We start from the raw sequence: 18,649 nt of genomic DNA, 5'->3' as shown, positions 1-18,649 counted from the left end.
CGCTGATCGGTGTGCGGCCCCGATCGGTTCCTACATCGAGCTTGTCGAGCAATGAGGTGGATGAGGGTGACCCAGTCGCGCGAACGGCTGACCGAGCACGACGAGGCCGTGGTGATCGACCGGCAGTGGAACGAGACTGCCGCCGCGGTGTCGGACCGGTGCCTGCACGAGTTGGTCACCGAGCAGGCGCACCAGGCGCCGCGCTCGGTGGCCCTCATCGCCGGCGACGACCGGGTCGACTACGGCGACCTTGACACCAGGGCCGACCGGCTGGCCGCGGTGTTGCGCGAGCGCGGGGTGCGCGACGGCGAGATCGTCGGGGTCTGCCTGGAACGAAGTGTCGACCTGGTGGTCACCGTCCTCGCCGTGCTCAAGGCGGGCGCCGGGTACACGCTGCTGGACCCGACGTTCCCGCCCGCCCGGCTGCGGTCGGTGCTCGCCGACGCGGGCTCGACCCTGGTGATCACCGAGTCGGCGTATACCGAGGGGCTGTGCGCGTTGGGCACGGCGTTCGTCTGCCTGGACACCGACGCGGCGGCGATCGCCACCGCTGAGCCACTCCCGCCGATTGTGGTCGACCCGGGTTCCGTGGCGTGTGTGCTGTTCACCTCGGGCTCTTCGGGCCGGGCGAAGGGTGTCGTGGTCTCGCACCGGGCTGTCGTGGGCACGTTGGTAGGCCAGTTCTTCCTCGGCGGCACGGAAGAAGTGTGGCTGCAGTGCGCCCCCGTCTCGTGGGACGCGTTCGCGCTGGAGTTGTTCGGTGGCCTGCTGGTGGGCGGGACCTGTGTGCTGTACCCGGGGTCTCAGGTGGTTCCGGGCGTAGTGGCTGAGTTGGTCGTGGACCACGGCGTATCGACACTGCACGTGTCGGCCAGTCTGCTGAACTTCCTGGTCGACGAATTCCCCAGTGCCTTCACGGGTTTGCGGTCGGTGCTGACCGGTGGCGAGGCCGCGTCGGTCGTGCACGTCGGTCGACTGCTGGAGTTATGCCCCGACCTGGTCCTGGTGAACGGTTACTCGCCCGCTGAAAACACGATCTTCACCGCGTGCCACCGGATCACCCCGGCCGACGTCGCCTCCGGCTCGATCCCGGTGGGCGGTCCCATCGCCAACAAGCGCGTGCATGTCCTCGACGGCGCCATGAACCGGCTCCCGGTCGGCGTCGCAGGCGAGCTGTACATGGCGGGCATCGGCCTCGCCGACGGCTACCTCGGCCAGACCGCGGCGACGGCGACCCGGTTCGTGGCGAACCCGTTCGGCGCGCCGGGGGAGCGGATGTACCGCACCGGCGACCTGGTGCGCTGGCGGGCGGACGGTGTCCTGGAGTTCCTGGGCCGGGCCGATGACCAGGTGAAGATCCGTGGCTTCCGGGTCGAGCCCGCCGAGGTGCAGGCCTGCCTCGCCCGACACCCCGCAGTACGCCAGGCCGCGGTGGTCGTCCGCGAGGATCGGCCGGGCGACAAGCGGCTCGTCGGCTACGCCGTCGGCACAGCTGAGTCGGCGGAGCTGCGGGCGCACCTGCGCGCCCACCTACCCGAGCACCTGGTGCCCTCCGTCGTGGTCGTGCTCGACGCACTGCCGATCACCCCGAACGGCAAGCTCGACCGCGCCGCCCTCCCGGCGCCCCGCGTCGAGGTGCGCGGCCGGGCGGCCCGTACCCCGCGAGAGGCCCGGCTTTGCGCGCTGTTCGCCGACCTGCTCGACGTGCCGAGGATCGGGATCGATGACGACTTCTTCTCCCTCGGCGGCCATTCCCTGCTCGCCGCCCGGCTGATCACCCTGGTCCGCGCCGACTTGGGTGCCGAACTCGACATCCGCGCCGTGTTCGCCGCGCCCACTCCGGCCGGGCTGGCCGAGGCCCTCACCGACGCCCCGGTGGCGCGCCCCGCGCTGCGTCCCCGGCTTCACCCCGCCGAGCTCCCACTGTCCGCCGCGCAGCGCAGGCTGTGGTTTCTCGATCGGTTCGAGCAGGCACCGGAGAAGTACAACCTCTGCCGTGTGCTGCGCGTCGACCACGAGCCCGACCCGATCGTGCTCTCCGCCGCGGTGGCCGACCTGGCCGACCGGCACGACGTGCTCCGCACGGTGTTCCCCGCCGTCGACGGCCTGCCCCGCCAGCATATTTCCCCCGAGGTCCGCCCGGTCGTGCGGTCGGCCGTCGCGGGTTCGGACTCGGCCGCTGCTGTGCGCGCGGAGGCCGAGCGGGTATTCGACCTCGCCACCGAGTCGCCGCTGCGCGTCACCGTGCTGACTGGCGGCGACCGCCCGCTCCTCGTGCTCGTCATGCACCACATCGCGGGCGACGGCTGGTCGATGCGCCCGCTGTTGCGCGACCTCGGGCTCGCCTACGCCGCCCGCTCGGCCGGGCACGCTCCCGAGTGGGACGCCCTGCCGGTCACCTACGCCGACTACACCCTCTGGCAGGAGGAACTTCTCGACAGCGGTCCCGCCCGCGACAGCCTCGGGCACTGGACCCGGCTGCTCGCCGACGCGCCCACCGAACTCACCCTGCCCACCGACCGCCCCCGGCCCACCACGCCCACTCACCGCGGCGACACCGTGCCGTTCGAGGTGGACCAGTCGGGCCACGCCGCGCTCGTCCAGCTCGCCAGGTCGGCCGGTGCCACCGTGTTCATGGCGCTGCGGGCAGGGTTCGCCGCCGCGCTGACCCGGCTCGGCACGGGCACTGACCTCCCCATCGGCTCCGCGGTCGCCTGCCGCACCGACGCCGCGCTGGAAGACCTCGTCGGGTTCTTCGTCAACACCGTCGTGCTGCGCACCGACACCTCCGGCGAACCGACGCTGCGCGAGCTGATCAGCCGGGTCCGCGCAGGCGACCTCGACGCGTTCGCCCACCAAGAAGTGCCCTTCGACCAGGTCGTCGAGGCGGTCAACCCGCCGCGCTCGACCGCGCGGCACCCGCTGTTCCAGGTCATGCTCGTCGTGCAGAACACCGACGGCGCCGACGCGGTACCCGGCCTGGCCGACGCCGTGCACGAGGTCCGCACCCGGCACACGAAGTTCGACCTGATGCTCGACGTCGCCGAGCGGTTCACCCCGTCCGGTGAGCCCGCGGGCATCTCCGGCGTCCTGGAGTTCGCCACCGACCTGTTCGACCGCGACACCGCCGAGTCGATCGCCACGCGGGTCCTGCGCGCCCTCACCGCCGACCCGGACGTCCCGATCACCCGCACAGACCTGCTCGACACCGCTGAGCACACAGCGCTGACCAGCTGGAACGACACCGCGGTGCCGATCCCGGACGTGACCTTGCACGGCCTCGTCGCCGAGCAGGCTGCTCGAACGCCCGCCGCGACCGCACTCGTCTGGGCCGACACGACGGTGACCTACGGCGAACTCGACGCCCGTGCCGACCGCCTCGCCCACGTGCTCGTGGCTCGCGGCGTGCGGTCCGGCGCCATCGTCGGCGTGCACCTCGACCGCGGTCCCGACCTCGTCGTCGCGCTGCTCGCGGTGCTGAAGGCAGGCGGCGCCTACACGCTGCTCGACCCGGCGTTCCCCACCGCCCGGCTGACGGCCATGGCGGCGTCGGCCCAGCTCGTGGTGACCGCGGCGGAGGGCTTCGGCCGCCCGACCGCGCACCCCGACGACCAGCTCGCCGCCGCATTGGCCGGACCGGTCCCCGACCGCGCGCAAGCGGGCGACCTCGCCTGCGTCATGTTCACCTCCGGCTCCACCGGCACACCCAAGGGCGTCGCCGCAGCGCACCGGGCACTCGTCGGTACCTACGCAGGTCAGACCTACGCCGACTTCGGTCCGGACGAGGTGTTCCTCCAGTGCTCGCCCATCTCGTGGGACGCGTTCGCGCTGGAGCTGTTCGGCGCGCTGCTGTTCGGCGGTGTCTGCGTGCTGCACCCCGGCAGCAGGCCGGAACCGGAGCGCATCGCCGAGCTGGTCGGCCGACACGGCGTGACGATGCTGCAGACCTCGGCAACCCTGTTCGACCACCTGGTGGATGAGCACCCCGCAGCCCTGCGCGGGCTGCGGCGGGTGTTCACCGGCGGCGAGCCCGCCTCACCGGGCCACGTGGCGAAGGCGCTGCGCGAGTTCCCCGGGCTGCGGGTGTCCAACGGGTACGGGCCGGTAGAGAGCCTCGGGTTCACCACCTGCCATGAAGTGATCTCTGTGGACGGCCCCACGGTGCCGGTCGGGCTGCCGGTCGCCAACAAGCGCGCGCACGTGCTCGACGCCCGGCTGGCGCCCGTGCCCGTCGGTGTGGTGGGCGAGGTCTACCTGTCCGGTGTGGGTCTGGCGGAGGGTTACCTTGACCTGTCGGGGATGACCGCTCAGCGGTTCGTCGCCGACCCGTTCGGCCCGCCCGGCACCCGGATGTACCGCACCGGCGACCTCGCCCGGCGCCACCGCGACGGCGCGCTGGACTACGCGGGCCGCGCCGACGAGCAGGTCAAGGTGCGCGGCTTCCGGGTCGAGCCCGGGGAGATCACCGCCGTCCTCGCCGAGCACCCCGCGGTCGCCCAGGCCGTCGTCCTCGCGTTCACCGACGCGACCGCCGGGACCCGGCTCGCGGCCTACGTCGTCGCCGACGGCGTCACGACCGCCGAACTGCGCTCGTACGCCGCCGACCGGCTGCCCGAACACCAGGTCCCGTCGTCTTTCATGCTGCTCGACGCGCTCCCGCTGACCCCCAACGGGAAGCTCGACCGAGCCGCGCTGCCCACGCCGGACCTGGCGGCCGAGTCGGCGGGCCGCGCGCCGCGGACCGCCCGCGAGACGATCCTCTGCGGACTGTTCGCCGAAGTGCTCGGCGTGCCCGCGGTGACCGTCGACGACGACTTCTTCGCCATGGGTGGGCACTCGCTGCTCGCCACCCGGCTGGTCAGCCGCGTCCGCACGACGCTGGGGGTCGAGCTGGCCCTGGCGGCGCTGTTCGCCGCGCCCACCGTGCGCGCCCTGACCGCCGCCCTCGACTCCGCCGTCGCGGCCCGGCCCCCGCTGCGGCCCTGCGCGGGCGAGGCACCACTGTCATTCGCCCAGCGGCGGCTGTGGTTCCTCGACCAGCTCGACGGCGGTGTCACCTACAACGCACCGCAGGTCATGTGGCTGCACGGCGACCTCGACGTCGACGCGCTCGGTGACGCGCTCGCCGACGTCGTCGGCAGGCACGACGCGCTGCGCACCGTCTTCCCGGTGGTCGACGGCGAACCCCGCTCGGTCATCCTGCCGCCGGGGCGCCCGCACATCACAACCGCCTCCTGTGCGCCCGACGAGGTGTCCGCCGCGGTCGCCGCCGCCGCCCGGCACCGGTTCGACATCGCCGTCGAACCGCCGCTTCGGGTCTCGGTGCTCGACGCGGGCCCCGGCGAGTGGGTCCTGGTCCTGGTGCTGCACCACATCGCCTCCGACGGCTGGTCGCTCGGCCCACTGCTGCGCGACCTCTCCACCGCCTACGCCGCCCGGTGCGCGGGGACCGAGCCGCACTGGGCGCCGCTTCCCGTGTCCTACGGCGACTACTCCTCGTGGCAGCGCGACCTCCTCGGCGCCGAGGACGACTCGGACAGCGTGGCCGCCACCCAGCTCGCGTACTGGGCGTCGGCACTCGCCTGCCTGCCCGAGGCGCCCGCGCTGGGCGCCGACCGAGCGCGCGACACCGCCGAAGACCCGGTGGGCGACACCGTGCCGCTGCGGCTGGGCGCGGACACCCACGCGCGACTGCGGGAGCTGGCGCGCGCCGAGCACGTCACCGTCTTCATGGTCCTGCACGCCGCACTGGCGGTCCTGCTCACCCGGCTGGGCGGTGGCACCGACATCCCGATCGGGACGCCGGTGGCAGGTCGGGTGGACGAGGCGTTGGACGAGGTGGTGGGGTTCTTCGTCAACACCTTGGTGCTGCGGACGGACTTGTCGGGCGACCCGTCGTTCCGAGAGCTGCTGGCCCGGGTGCGTGAGGTCGACTTGGCGGCGTTCGCCAACCAGGACGTGCCGTTCGACCGGGTCGTGGAGGCCGTCCACCCCGATCGGTCGACCGGCCTGCACCCGCTGTTCCAGACCATGCTCGTGCTGCAGAACACCGTCGAGGACGAACTCCACCTCGGTGCGATGTCCGCGCCGGTGGAGCCGGTGCGCACCGGAACCGCCAAATTCGACCTCGTCGTGGACGTCCGCGAGCGCCTCGACGACGCCGGCGCGCCCGCCGGGATCGACGGAGTGCTCGAATACTCCGCGCACCTGTTCGACCGCGACACCGCCACCGCGCTCGCCGACCGCTTCAGCACCGTCCTCGACGCCGTGACCTGCGCCGCGGACGCCCCGGTCGGCCAGGTCGACCTGATGGCGCCGGGCGAGCGCGACACCCTGGTGCGCCGGTGGAACGACACCGGGCCCGCCACCGCCGACCGCTGCCTGCACGAGGTCGTCCGCGACGTGGCCGCGGCGAACCCCGCCGCGACCGCACTTGTCTCAGGTGGCGAGTCGGTGTCCTACGGCGACCTCGACCGCCGCGCCAACCGGCTCGCCCGACGGCTCGCGGGCCGCGGGGTCGGTCGGGGAGACGTCGTGGGCGTGCACCTCGACCGCGGCATCGACTTGGTCGTCGCCGTGCTCGCCGTGCTCAAGTCCGGTGCCGGCTACACCATGCTCGATCCCGAGTTCCCCGTCGCCCGGCTGCGTGCGGTCCTCGCCGAGACCGGCACCCCGCTGGTGATCAGCGCGAGCCCGGAGGTCGCCGGTGTGCCCGCGATCCCCGCCACCGACCGCGCCGACGAGTGTTCCGACGATCTCGGCATCGCGGTCGACCCGGGTGCTGTGGCATGTGTGCTGTTCACCTCTGGCTCCTCCGGCCGGGCGAAGGGTGTCGTGGTCTCGCACCGGGCGGTTGTCGGGACGCTGGTGGACCAGTTCTTCGTCCGTGGCGCGGACGAGGTGTGGTTGCAGTGCGCCCCGGTGTCGTGGGACGCGTTCGCGCTGGAGTTGTTCGGCGCGTTGCTGGTGGGCGGGAGCTGCGTTCTCTACCCGGGTTCACGAGTTATTCCCGGTGTGGTGGCGGAGTTGGTCGCCGAGCACGGCGTTTCGGTGTTGCACGTATCGGCGAGCCTGCTGAACTTCCTGGTCGACGAACACCCGGAGACGTTCGCGGGCCTGCGGACTGTGCTGACCGGTGGTGAGGCTGCGTCGCTGGTGCACGTCGACCGGTTGTTGGAGCTGCGCCCCGATCTTGTCCTCCTGAACGGGTACTCGCCCGCGGAGAACACGATCTTCACGCTCTGCCACCAGATCCGACTCGACGACATCGCGCGGAAGTCCATCCCGGTGGGCCGGCCGATCCGGGGCAAGCAGGTGTTCGTCCTCGACGACCAACTGCGGGTCGTCCCCGTCGGGGTGGTGGGCGAGCTGTACATGGCCGGTGTCGGCCTCGCCGACGGGTACGCGCGGCAGTTCGGCCAGACTGCCCTCTCCTTCGTGGCGAATCCCTTCGTCGCCACGACGGGGGCGCGGATGTACCGCACCGGCGACCTGGTGCGATGGCGTGCCGACGGTGTCGTGGAGTTCCTCGGTCGCGCGGACGACCAGGTGAAGATCCGCGGCTTCCGGGTCGAGCCCGCCGAGGTGCAGGCTGCCCTCGCCGGGCTCCCGGGGGTCCGCCAGGCCGCTGTGGTGGTCCGGGAGGACCGCCCGGGGGACAAGCGGCTCGTCGGCTACGCCGTCCTCGATCAGGACGGCGCCCCGACCCCCGCCGCCCTGCGCGACGACATCGCCGCCCTGCTCCCGGCGCACCTCGTGCCGACCGTGGTCGTGCCGCTCGACGCGCTGCCGATCACGCCCAACGGCAAGCTCGACCGCGCCGCCCTGCCCGCCCCGGGAGCCGCCCCCGCCACCCGCCTGCCCACGACCGCCCGCGAACACATCCTCTGCGGACTGTTCGCTGACCTGCTCGACCTGCCCGAGGTCGGCATCGACGACGACTTCTTCGTGCTCGGCGGCCACTCGCTGCTCGCCGCCCGGCTCATCGCGAGGGTGCGGACCATGCTCGGCGCCGAGGTCGACATCCGCACCCTGTTCGCCACCCCCACCGTCGCCGGGCTCCTGCGCGGCATCGACCGGACCGGTCCGACCCGGCCGCCGCTGCGCCCCCGGAGCGACCCGGACGACAGCACCGCGGCGTCCTTCGCGCAGCAGCGCATGTGGTTCCTGCGCGAGGTCGACCACGCCGCCGCCTACAACGTGCCGCTCGCCTACCGGGTCTCCGGTGACCTCGACCGCGCCGCGCTCGTGCACGCCCTCGCCGACGTGGCCGACCGGCACCAGATCCTGCGCACGGTCTTCACCGCCGACGCGGGCGTGCCGCGGCCCACTGTGCTGCCCGGTGCGCGGCCGGTGGTCGAGGTGGTCGAGTGCTCGGCGGCCGACTACCCGGCCGCGCTCAGCCACGCGATCGGTGCCGGGTTCGACCTCGCGGTGGACATCCCACTGCGCGCGACCGTGTTCGACCTCGGCGACGGCCAATCGGTGCTGCTGCTCCTGCTGCACCACATCGCCTGCGACGGCTGGTCGGTCGGCCCGCTCACCCGCGACTTGGCCGCCGCCTACACCGCCCGGCGGTCCGGGGAGAGTCCAGAGTGGACGCCGCTGCCGGTCCAGTACGCCGACTACGCCGCGTGGCAGCAGCAGCTGCTCGGCGCGGAGGACGACCGGGACAGCGTCGTCTCGGCCCAGTTGCGATTCTGGACTGACGCGCTCGACGGCCTGCCCGCCGCCCCGGTCGTGCCCACCGACCGCGGCCGCCCACCGATCGCCGGGTTCGACGGTGGCACAGTGCCGGTGACCATCGACGCCGAGACCCGCACCAGGCTGCTCGCCCTGGCCCGCTCCGCCGGGGTCACCCCGTTCATGGTGCTGCAGGCCGCGCTCGCCGCGCTCCTGACCCGCCTCGGTGCCGGGACCGACATCCCGATCGGGACGCCCGTGGCGGGCCGGGTGGATGAGGCGTTGGACGAGGTGGTGGGCTTCTTCGTCAATACCCTGGTCCTGCGCACGGACGTCTCCGGGAATCCCTCGTTCCGCGAACTGCTGGCCCGGGTGCGTGAGGTCGACCTGGCGGCGTTCGCGAACCAGGACGTGCCGTTCGACCGCGTGGTCGAGGCGGTGAACCCGGCCCGGTCCACAGCGTGGCACCCGTTGTTCCAGACCATGCTCGTCCTCGGCGACGCCGCCGACGGCGACCTCGCACTGCCCGGGATGGACTGCACGGCCGAACCGGTCGACGTGCCGATCGCCAAGTTCGACCTGACGCTGACCCTCACCGAGGACGACATCGGCTTCACCGGCGGCCTGACCTACGCCACCGATCTCTTCGACCACAGCACCGCCGAGACGATGGTCGCCGGTCTCACCCGGCTGCTCGCCGCCGTCGTCGACGAGCCGGACCGGCCGGTCAGCGCGGTCGACCTGCTCGACCCGGCCGAGCGCAGGCGGATCGCGGTCGACTGGAACGACACCGCGACCGACGCCCCGCTGGATACCTCGCTGCCGGAGTTGTTCGAACGACAGGCTGCGGCCACCCCGACCGCGACCGCGCTGGTCTTCGGCGAGGCCCGCATCGGCTACAGCGAACTCGACGCCGGCGCCAACGCGATCGCCCGGCACCTCGTCGCGGCGGGGGTGCGGCCGGGTGTCGTGGTCGGCGTCCACCTCGACCGCGGTCCCGACCTGGTGGCCGCGCTGCTCGGCGTCCTCAAGGCGGGCGGCGCGTACACCGTGCTCGACACGGCGTTCCCGGCCGAGCGGCTGCGCGCGGTGCTCGCCGAGACCGACGCCCCGCTGGTCATCTCCGCTGAGAACAGCCTCGCCGACGCCGCCGACGTACTGCTGGTCGACGACCTGCGTGGCGACGGCGGTCCGGTCGGGATCAGGGTGCGCCCGGACTCGCCCGCCTGCGTGATGTTCACCTCCGGCTCCACCGGCAGGCCCAAGGGGATCGTCGCCCCGCACCGCGCGCTGGTGGGCACGTTCACCGGTCAGTCCTATGTGGACTTCGGGGACACCGAGGTCTTCCTGCAGTGCGCCCCGGTGTCCTGGGACGCGTTCGCGCTGGAGCTGTTCGGCGCGCTGCTGGCGGGCGCGACCTGCGTGCTGCACGAGGGCGCGCGCCCCGAGCCGGACACCATCGCCGCCCTGGCCGTGGCGCACGAGGTCACCATGCTCCAGATGTCGGCAAGTCTGTTCAACGTGATGCTCGAGGAGTATCCGGCCGCCTTCGCGACCCTGCGCTGGGCGATCACCGCGGGAGAGGCGGCTTCGGTGAGACATGTCGACAGAGCGGTGCGCGAACTGCCGCACCTGGCCGTGGTGAACGGTTACGGCCCGGCGGAGAGCATGGGGCTGACCACGGCGCACCGCGTCGAGGGCGCCGTCGGGTCGGCCACCGTCCCGATCGGCGTGCCGGTGTCGAACAAGCGGGCCTACGTGCTCGACTCCGCGCTGCGGCTGGTGCCGCCCGGTGTGGCGGGCGAGCTGTACGTCGCCGGGGTCGGGCTGGCCAACGGCTACATCAACCGCGCCGCGTTGACCGCGGAGCGGTTCGTGGCGAACCCCTACGGCGACCCGGGCGAGCGGATGTACCGCACCGGCGACCTCGCCCGCAGGCGAGTCGACGGCGTACTGGAGTTCCTCGGCCGCGTCGACGACCAGGTCAAGATCCGCGGCTTCCGGGTCGAGCCCGCAGAGGTCGAGGCCGTCCTTGCCCGCCACCCCGCCGTCGCCCAGGCCGCCGCAGTGGTCCGCGAGGACCGGCCGGGCGACAAGCGCCTGGTCGCCTACGTGGTCCCGGTGCGCGGCACCGACCCGGCCGCCGACCTGCGCCGCTACGCCGAGGACCGGCTGCCCGCGCACCTGGTTCCGGCCGCCATCGTGACCCTTCCCGCGCTCCCGCTGACCGCCAACGGCAAGCTCGACCGGCGTGCGCTGCCGGTCCCCGACATCGGCCCGGACGCCACCGGCCGGGGTCCGCGCACACCCCGGGAGGAGATCCTCTGCGGGCTGTTCGCCGAGATCCTCGACCTCGACCACGTCGGCATCGACGACGACTTCTTCGCCATGGGTGGGCATTCCCTGCTGGCCACCCGCCTGATCAGCCGGGTCCGCGCCACCCTGGGCGCCGAGCTGCCGATCCGATCGCTGTTTCAGGCTCCCACCGTGGCCGGTCTGAGCGGGCACCTGGTCGACGCCACCCGACCGGCGCTGCGCGCCCGTACTCGACCGGACCGGCTGCCGCTGGCCCACGCCCAGCGGCGGCTGTGGTTCCTCGACCGCCTCGACGGGCCCAGCGCCACCTACAACGCGCCACTGGCCGTGCGGCTGCGCGGCAGGCTGGACCTGGCCGCGCTGGCCGCGGCGGTCGCCGACCTCCTCGACCGGCACGAGGTGCTGCGCACGGTGTTCCCCGTGGACGACGGCGTGCCGTACCAGTGGATCCTCACCGACGCCGTGGTCGACTTGTCGATCGTGGACTGCTCGCCTGTCACCCTCCCGGACGCGCTGGCCGACGCCGTGGCCCAGGTTCACGACCTCGAACGCACCGACCGCGCGCCGATCTCGGCCACCGTGTTCGCCGTGGACACCGACGACCACGTCCTGCTCCTGTTGCCGCACCACGTCGTCAGCGACGGGTGGTCGCTCGGTCCGCTGCTGCATGACCTGTCCACCGCCTACGCCGCCCGCACCGCGGGGGCCGCACCGGATTGGGCTCCGCTGCCGGTGCAGTACGCCGACTACACCCTCTGGCAGCGGGACCTCCTCGGTGCCGAGGACGACCCGGACAGCCTGCTGACGCGTCAGCTCGCACACTGGACCGCCGCGCTGGCCGACCTGCCGGAGGAGCTCACCCTCCCCACCGACCACCCGCGGCCCGCTGTGCCCAGCCACCGCGGCGCCGTGCTGCCGCTGCGGCTCGATGCCGAGTTGCACACCCGGCTCGCCGATCTGGCCCGCGACAGCCAGACCACACTGTTCATGGTGTTGCAGGCGGCACTGGCCGCGTTGCTGAGCAGGCTCGGCGCGGGCACCGACATTCCGATCGGCACCCCGGTCGCGGGCCGCACCGACGAGGCACTCGACGAACTGGTCGGGTTCTTCGTCAACACCCTGGTCCTGCGGACCGACACCGCGGGCGACCCCACTTTCCGCGAGCTGCTGGCCAGGGTGCGCGAAACCGACCTGACCGCCTACGCCAACCAGGACGTCCCCTTCGACCACCTCGTCGAGGCGCTCAACCCGACCCGCTCGGCCGTCCGGCACCCGTTGTTCCAGGTGAACATGGTGCTGCAGAACAACACCCGCGCCGAGGCCGAGTTCGCCGGCCTGCGCGCCGAGATCGAACCGGTGGGCGCCGACGTCGCGAAGTTCGATCTGGCGCTCGCCTTCGAGGAGAACCGCGTGGACGGCAGGCCCGCCGGGATCGACGGGTACCTCGAATATGCCTGCGACCTGTTCGACCGCGCGACCGCCGAGTCGATGGGGGAGCGCCTGCTGCGGCTGCTGGCCACGGTGGCCGCCGACCCCGACCGGCGCCTCGGAGGTGTCGACGTGCTCGACCCCGCCGAGGCCGTGACCATGCTGGGCGAGTGGGCGGGCGAGCCCGCCGCGGTCTCGGCGGACGCCTGCCTACACGAGCTGTTCGAGGCGCACACCGCGCGCACCCCGGACGCGGCGGCCCTGGTCTTCGACGGCCGAACGGTCAGCTACGGCGACCTCAACGACCGGGCCAACCGGGTCGCGCACGCGTTGATCGCCGCGGGCATCGGCACCGGACGGCTGGTCGGCGTCCACCTGGAGCGTGGCCCCGACCTGGTGGCCTCCGTGCTCGGCGTCCTCAAGGCCGGCGGCGGCTACACCATGCTCGACCCCGACTTCCCCGCCGACCGGCTCGTCGCCATGCTCGTCGGCGCCCGCGCCGACCTCGTGCTCACCGACTCGGGTCTGCCGGGAACACCGGTCGCCGAGATCCGCTTCGCCGACGTCCCGGACGGCTCCCCAGGCGGCGCCCGGCCGGCGAACCCACCGAGCCGCGCCCGGCCGGGGGACTTGGCGTGCGTCATGTTCACCTCCGGGTCGACCGGCACGCCTAAGGGCATCGCCGCCCCGCACCGCGCGGTGGTTGGCACCCTCCTCGGCCAGGACTACGTCCACTTCGGACCGGACGAGGTGGTGCTGCAATGCGCCCCGGTGTCCTGGGACGCGTTCGCGCTGGAGCTGTTCGGAGCGCTGCTGTTCGGCGGCACCTGCGTACTGCAGCCGGGCGGCAAGCCCGAGCCCGCCGTCGTCGCCGACCTCGTCGTCCGGCACCGGGTGAGCACCCTGCACGTCTCGGCGAGCCTGCTCAACTTCCTGCTCGACGAGTACCCTGGCATGTTCGCGGGGGTGCGCCAGGTCATGACCGGTGGTGAGGCGGCGTCGGTCCCGCACATCGCCGCCGCCCTGCGCGAGTACCCGCACCTGCGCCTGGTCAACGGCTACTCGCCCGCTGAAAGCATGATCTTCACGACCTGCCACGTCATCACCTCTGCGGACCTCGCCCGGCCGTCGATCCCGGTCGGCACCCCGATCCGCGGCAAGCGCGTGCACGTCCTCGACGCAGGTTTGCGGCCGGTGCCGCCCGGTGTCGTCGGCGAGCTCTACATGTCCGGTGTCGGCCTGGCCGACGGGTACGTCGGGCAGGGCGGGGCGACTGCCCAGCGGTTCGTCGCGCACCCGTTCGGCGCTGCGGGGGAACGGATGTACCGCACCGGCGACCTCGTGCGGTGGCGCGACGGCGGGGTGCTGGAGTTCCTCGGCCGCGCCGACGACCAGGTCAAGATCCGCGGCTTCCGGGTGGAACCGGGGGAAGTCGAGGCGGTCGTCGGTCGGTACCCCACGGTGGCCAGGACCGCGGTCCTGGTGCGGGAGGCGGCCCCCGGCGACCGGCGGCTGGTGGCCTACGTGGTGCCCCGGCCCGGTGTGGCGCTTAGCGCGGGCGACCTGCGCGCCCACGTCGCCGCGCTGCTGCCCGAGCATCTGGTGCCCTCGGCGTTCGTCGTGGTCGACGCGTTCCCGCTGACCCCGACCGGCAAGCTCGACCGCCGCGCCCTGCCCGTCCCTGACTTCGCCGCTGCGGCCGACAGCCGCGCCCCGCGTACCCCGCGCGAGGAGATCCTGTGCGGCCTCTACGCGGAGCTCCTGCGGCTGCCCGGTGTCGGCATCGACGACAGCTTCTTCGACCTCGGCGGCCACTCGTTGCTCGCTGCCCGGCTCATCAGCCGCGTCCGGTCGGTGCTGGGCGTCGAACTCGTCATCCGCACGCTCTTCCAGGCGCCCACGGTGGCCGAACTGGCCGCCCGGCTCGACGACGCCGCCACCCGGCGGCCCGCGCTCGCGCGGCGGCCCCGGCCCGACCGGGTCCCGCTGTCCTCGGCGCAACAGCGGCTCTGGTTCATCGACCAGCTCGACGGCCCCAACGCCACCTACAACGCACCCGTCGCGCTGCGTATCACCGGCGCGCTGGACCTGCCCGCGCTGAGCGCCGCCGTCGACGACCTCGTCGAGCGGCATGAGTCGCTGCGCACGGTGTTCCCGGTCGCGGACGGCACGGCGCACCAGGTGGTCCTCCCGTTCGCGGGCGTTGCGGTCGCCGTCGGCCTCTGCGAGGAAGCCGACCTGGCCGGGGAACTGCGGCGGCTCGCGAGCACACCGTTCGACCTGGCCACCCAGCCACCGGTCCGCGCGGACCTGCTCGGTCTCGGCGGCGACGAGCACGTGCTCCTGCTGACCCTGCACCATATCGCGGCCGACGGCTGGTCGATGGGACCGCTCCTGCGCGACCTGTCCACCGCCTACACTGCGCGGTGCGCGGGCCACGCGCCCGACTGGGCCCCACTGCCTGTGCAGTACGCCGACTACGCCCTCTGGCAGGGCGAGCTCCTCGGCGCCGAGGACGACCCCGACAGCCTCCTCGCCCGGCAGTCGCAGTACTGGGCAGGCGCACTCGCAGGCTTGCCGGAGGAGCTCACCCTGCCGACCGACCGGCCGCGTTCGGTGGCCGACCACCGCGGCGCCGTGCTGCCGCTGCGGCTCGATGCCGAGTTGCACACCCGGCTCGCCGATCTGGCCCGCGACAGCCAGACCACACTGTTCATGGTGTTGCAGGCGGCACTGGCCGCGTTGCTGAGCAGGCTCGGCGCGGGCACCGACATTCCGATCGGCACCCCGGTCGCGGGCCGCACCGACGAGGCACTCGAGGAACTGGTCGGGTTCTTCGTCAACACCCTGGTCCTGCGGACCGACACCGCGGGCGACCCCACTTTCCGCGAGCTGCTGGCCAGGGTGCGCGAAACCGACCTGACCGCCTACGCCAACCAGGACGTGCCATTCGACCGGCTGGTCGACCTGCTGCGGCCCGCGCGGTCGCTGACCAGGCACCCGCTGTTCCAGGTGAGCCTCGCGCTGCAGAACAACACCGGCGGCGAACTCGTGCTGCCTGGCGTGTCGGTCCGCGTCGAGCCGGTGGGCACCGGGTCGGCCAAGTTCGACCTGACCTTCGCCCTGGCGGAGAACCACGACGAGGCGGGCGCCCCTGTCGGCATCGACGGCGCCATCGAGTACGCCTGCGACCTGTTCGACCGCGACACCGTCGAGGTGATCGGGCAGCGGCTCGTGCGGATGCTCGCCGCCGTCGCCGGGGACCCCGGCCTGCGGGTCGGCGAGGTCGAGCTGTTGACCGCAGCCGAACGGCACCGGCTGCTCGTCGAGTGGAACGACACCGCCGTCGACGCCCCGCTCGACCGCTGCCTGCACGACCTGTTCGCCGAGCAGGCCGCGCGCACCCCGGACGACACGGCTGTCGTGTGCCAGGGGCGGCTGATGTCCTACGCCGAGCTGGACAGCCGGGCCAACCGGCTCGCCCACCACCTGCTCGGTCTCGGTGTGCGCCGCGGCGTGCTCGTCGGCGTCCACCTCGAACGCGGTCCGGACATGGTGGTCGCCCTGCTGGCCGTGCTCAAGGCGGGGGCGGGCTACACCTTGCTCGACCCGGACTTCCCGGCCAAGCGGCTGCGCACCGCGCTGGCCGACACCGGGTCCCCGGTCGTGATCACCCGAGCCGCCCTGCTCGCCGCGGTCGACGCGCCGGGGGTGCGGCCCGTGCGGGTCGACACCGACTCCGCCGTCATCGCCGCCGAGCCCGACTACGACCCGGCCGCACCCACCGACCCGCGCGACGTCGCCTGCGTGATGTTCACCTCCGGGTCCAGCGGCAGGCCGAAGGGCGTCGCCGCGCCGCACCGGGCGCTCGTCGGCACCTTCGCCGGGCAGTCCTATGTGGACTTCGGGGACACCGAGGTCTTCCTGCAGTGCGCCCCGGTGTCGTGGGACGCGTTCGCGCTGGAACTGTTCGGCTCGCTGCTCTTCGGCGGCACGTGCGTGCTGCAACCCGGTCAGAACCCGCAGCCCGCGGGCATCGCCGACCTGGTCGCCGAGCACGGCGTGACGATGCTGCAGATGTCGGCCAGCCTGTTCAATTTCATGGCCGACGAGATCCCGGCCGTGTTCGATGGCCTGCGCTGGGCCATCACCGCGGGCGAGGCCGCCTCGCCGACCCACGTGGCCAAGGCGATGGACATGTTCCCCCGGCTGCGGGTCCTCAACGGCTACGGCCCGGCCGAGAGCATGGGGCTGACCACCGCCCACGAGATACCGCGCCGCACGGGGACCGTCCCCATCGGCACCGTGCCCATCGGCGCCCCGGTGTCGAACAAGCGCGGGTACGTCCTCGACGCCGTGCTGCGGCTCGTCCCGCCGGGCGTGGTCGGCGAGTACTACGCCGCGGGCGTCGGCCTGGCCAACGGCTACGTCAACCTGCCGGGCTTGACCGCGCAGTGCTTCGTCCCCAACCCGCACGGCGCCCCGGGGGAGCGGATGTACCGCACCGGCGACCTCGTGCGGTGGCGGGCGGACGGGACGCTGGAGTTCGTCGGCCGGGCCGACGACCAGGTCAAGGTCCGCGGGTTCCGATTGGAGCGCGGCGAGGTCGAGCGGGCCCTGCTCGACTGCCCCGGCCTCACCCAGGCCGCCGTCGTGGTCCGCGAGGACCGGCCGGGCGACACCCGGCTGGTGGCCTACGTCGTGGGTGTGGTCGACCAGCACGAGGTCCGCCGCCAGGTCGCGGACAGCCTGCCCGCGCACATGGTGCCCGCCGCCGTGGTCGTACTCGACGCGCTCCCGGTGACCGCCAACGGCAAGCTCGACCGCCGCGCCCTGCCCGCGCCGGAGTTCACCAGCCACGGGCGGGCACCGCGCACTCCGGACGAGGAGAGGCTGTGCGCGCTCTTCGCCGACGTGCTCGGCCTTCCCGAGGTCACCATCGACGACGACTTCTTCGCCCTGGGCGGGCACTCCCTGCTCGCCTCCGTCCTCATCGGACGGATCGGCCGCGAGTTCCCGACCGCCATCGGGGTCCGGGCGCTGTTCGAGGCACCAACGGTCGCCCGGCTGGTGGACCGACTGGGCGAGCGCTCCGACGACCTCGCGACGCTGCTGCCGCTGCGGGTGGAGGGCAGCAGGCCACCGCTGTTCTGCGTGCACCCCGCCGCCGGGTTCGGGCAGGTTTACGCAGGCCTGCTGCGCCACCTGCCCGACCGCCCGATCCACGCCCTCCAGGCACCCGGGGTGGCCGACCCGGCGCACCGCGCATTCGACGTCGACGCCGTCGTCACCGACTACCTCGCCGAGATCCGCGCTGTGCAGCCGCACGGCCCGTACCACCTGCTCGGTTGGTCCTTCGGCGGTGCGCTGGCGCACGCGATGGCCGTCCGCCTGCAAGCCGAGGGGGAGCGAGTCGAGTTCCTGGCGATCCTCGACGGCCACCCGTTCGCCCCCGACCCGACCAGGTTGCGAACCGACGACCAGCAGGCCCTGGCCGCCGTCCTCGACTCGCTCGGCCACCCCTTCCCCGACGGCCCGTTGCGGCCGCACGACCTGGCGCGGCTGCTCGACACCGACCGCCTAGGCGCGACGGCCGACGCCGTGCTCGGCGTGTTCGTCGACCACGTCAACCTGGCCAGGTCCACCACCTCCGGTGTCTTCGACGGCGACGTGCTCTTCTTCGCCGCCGAGGACTCCGCCGCCCCCGGCCTCTGGGGCCCGCACCTCACCGGCGCCTTCGAGGTGCGCCAGGTGCCCAGCACCCACGGCCGGATGACCAGTCCGCAGTCCCTCGCCCACATCGGCCCCGTCCTCGCCGCCGGGTTGGCCGCAGCGAATGGAGAAACCCCTGCCTGACAACGAGATCCGCGCCACGCACGCCGAGACCGTGCGCCGCTTCTTCGGCTTCGTCGACGACGGCGACCTGCACGGGGCGGTCGACCTGTTCGCCCCGGACGGGGTCTACCTCAGATCGGGGTACGAACCGTTCGAGGGCCGCGACCGCGTCGCCCACTTCTACCTAGACCTGCGCACGATCCGCTCCTGCAGGCACAGCCTCGACGTCGTCATCACCGAGGACCACCGCGTCGCCGTGCACGGCGGCTTCGTCGGCGAGACGTTCGACGGCGCACCGGTCGACCTGCGCTTCGCCGACTTCTTCGAATTCACCGCTGCGGGCGAGATCTCCCGCCGCGACACCTACTTCTTCGCCCCCGTGGCCTGA

General features: G+C 73.0%; 2 protein-coding genes. Both read left to right on the top strand.

Features of this window, described 5'->3' with window-relative positions; translation table 11 throughout:
• Positions 1-66: 66 nt before the first annotated feature.
• Complete coding sequence (locus ACUZ2Y_RS04530; RefSeq protein ID WP_476327184.1) at positions 67-18,282, top strand: non-ribosomal peptide synthase/polyketide synthase; 18,216 nt, start codon at positions 67-69, stop codon at positions 18,280-18,282.
• On the top strand, positions 18,263-18,649 hold the full coding sequence (locus ACUZ2Y_RS04525) for a nuclear transport factor 2 family protein (protein WP_476327182.1): 387 nt from the start codon (positions 18,263-18,265) through the stop codon (positions 18,647-18,649). The genes ACUZ2Y_RS04530 and ACUZ2Y_RS04525 overlap by 20 nt, the downstream gene beginning before the upstream one ends.

The sequence above is a fragment of the Actinokineospora sp. UV203 genome, from assembly GCF_056323665.1.
The sequence above is the reverse complement of the archived record's forward strand: the minus strand, read 5'-3'. Positions and strand labels throughout refer to the sequence as shown.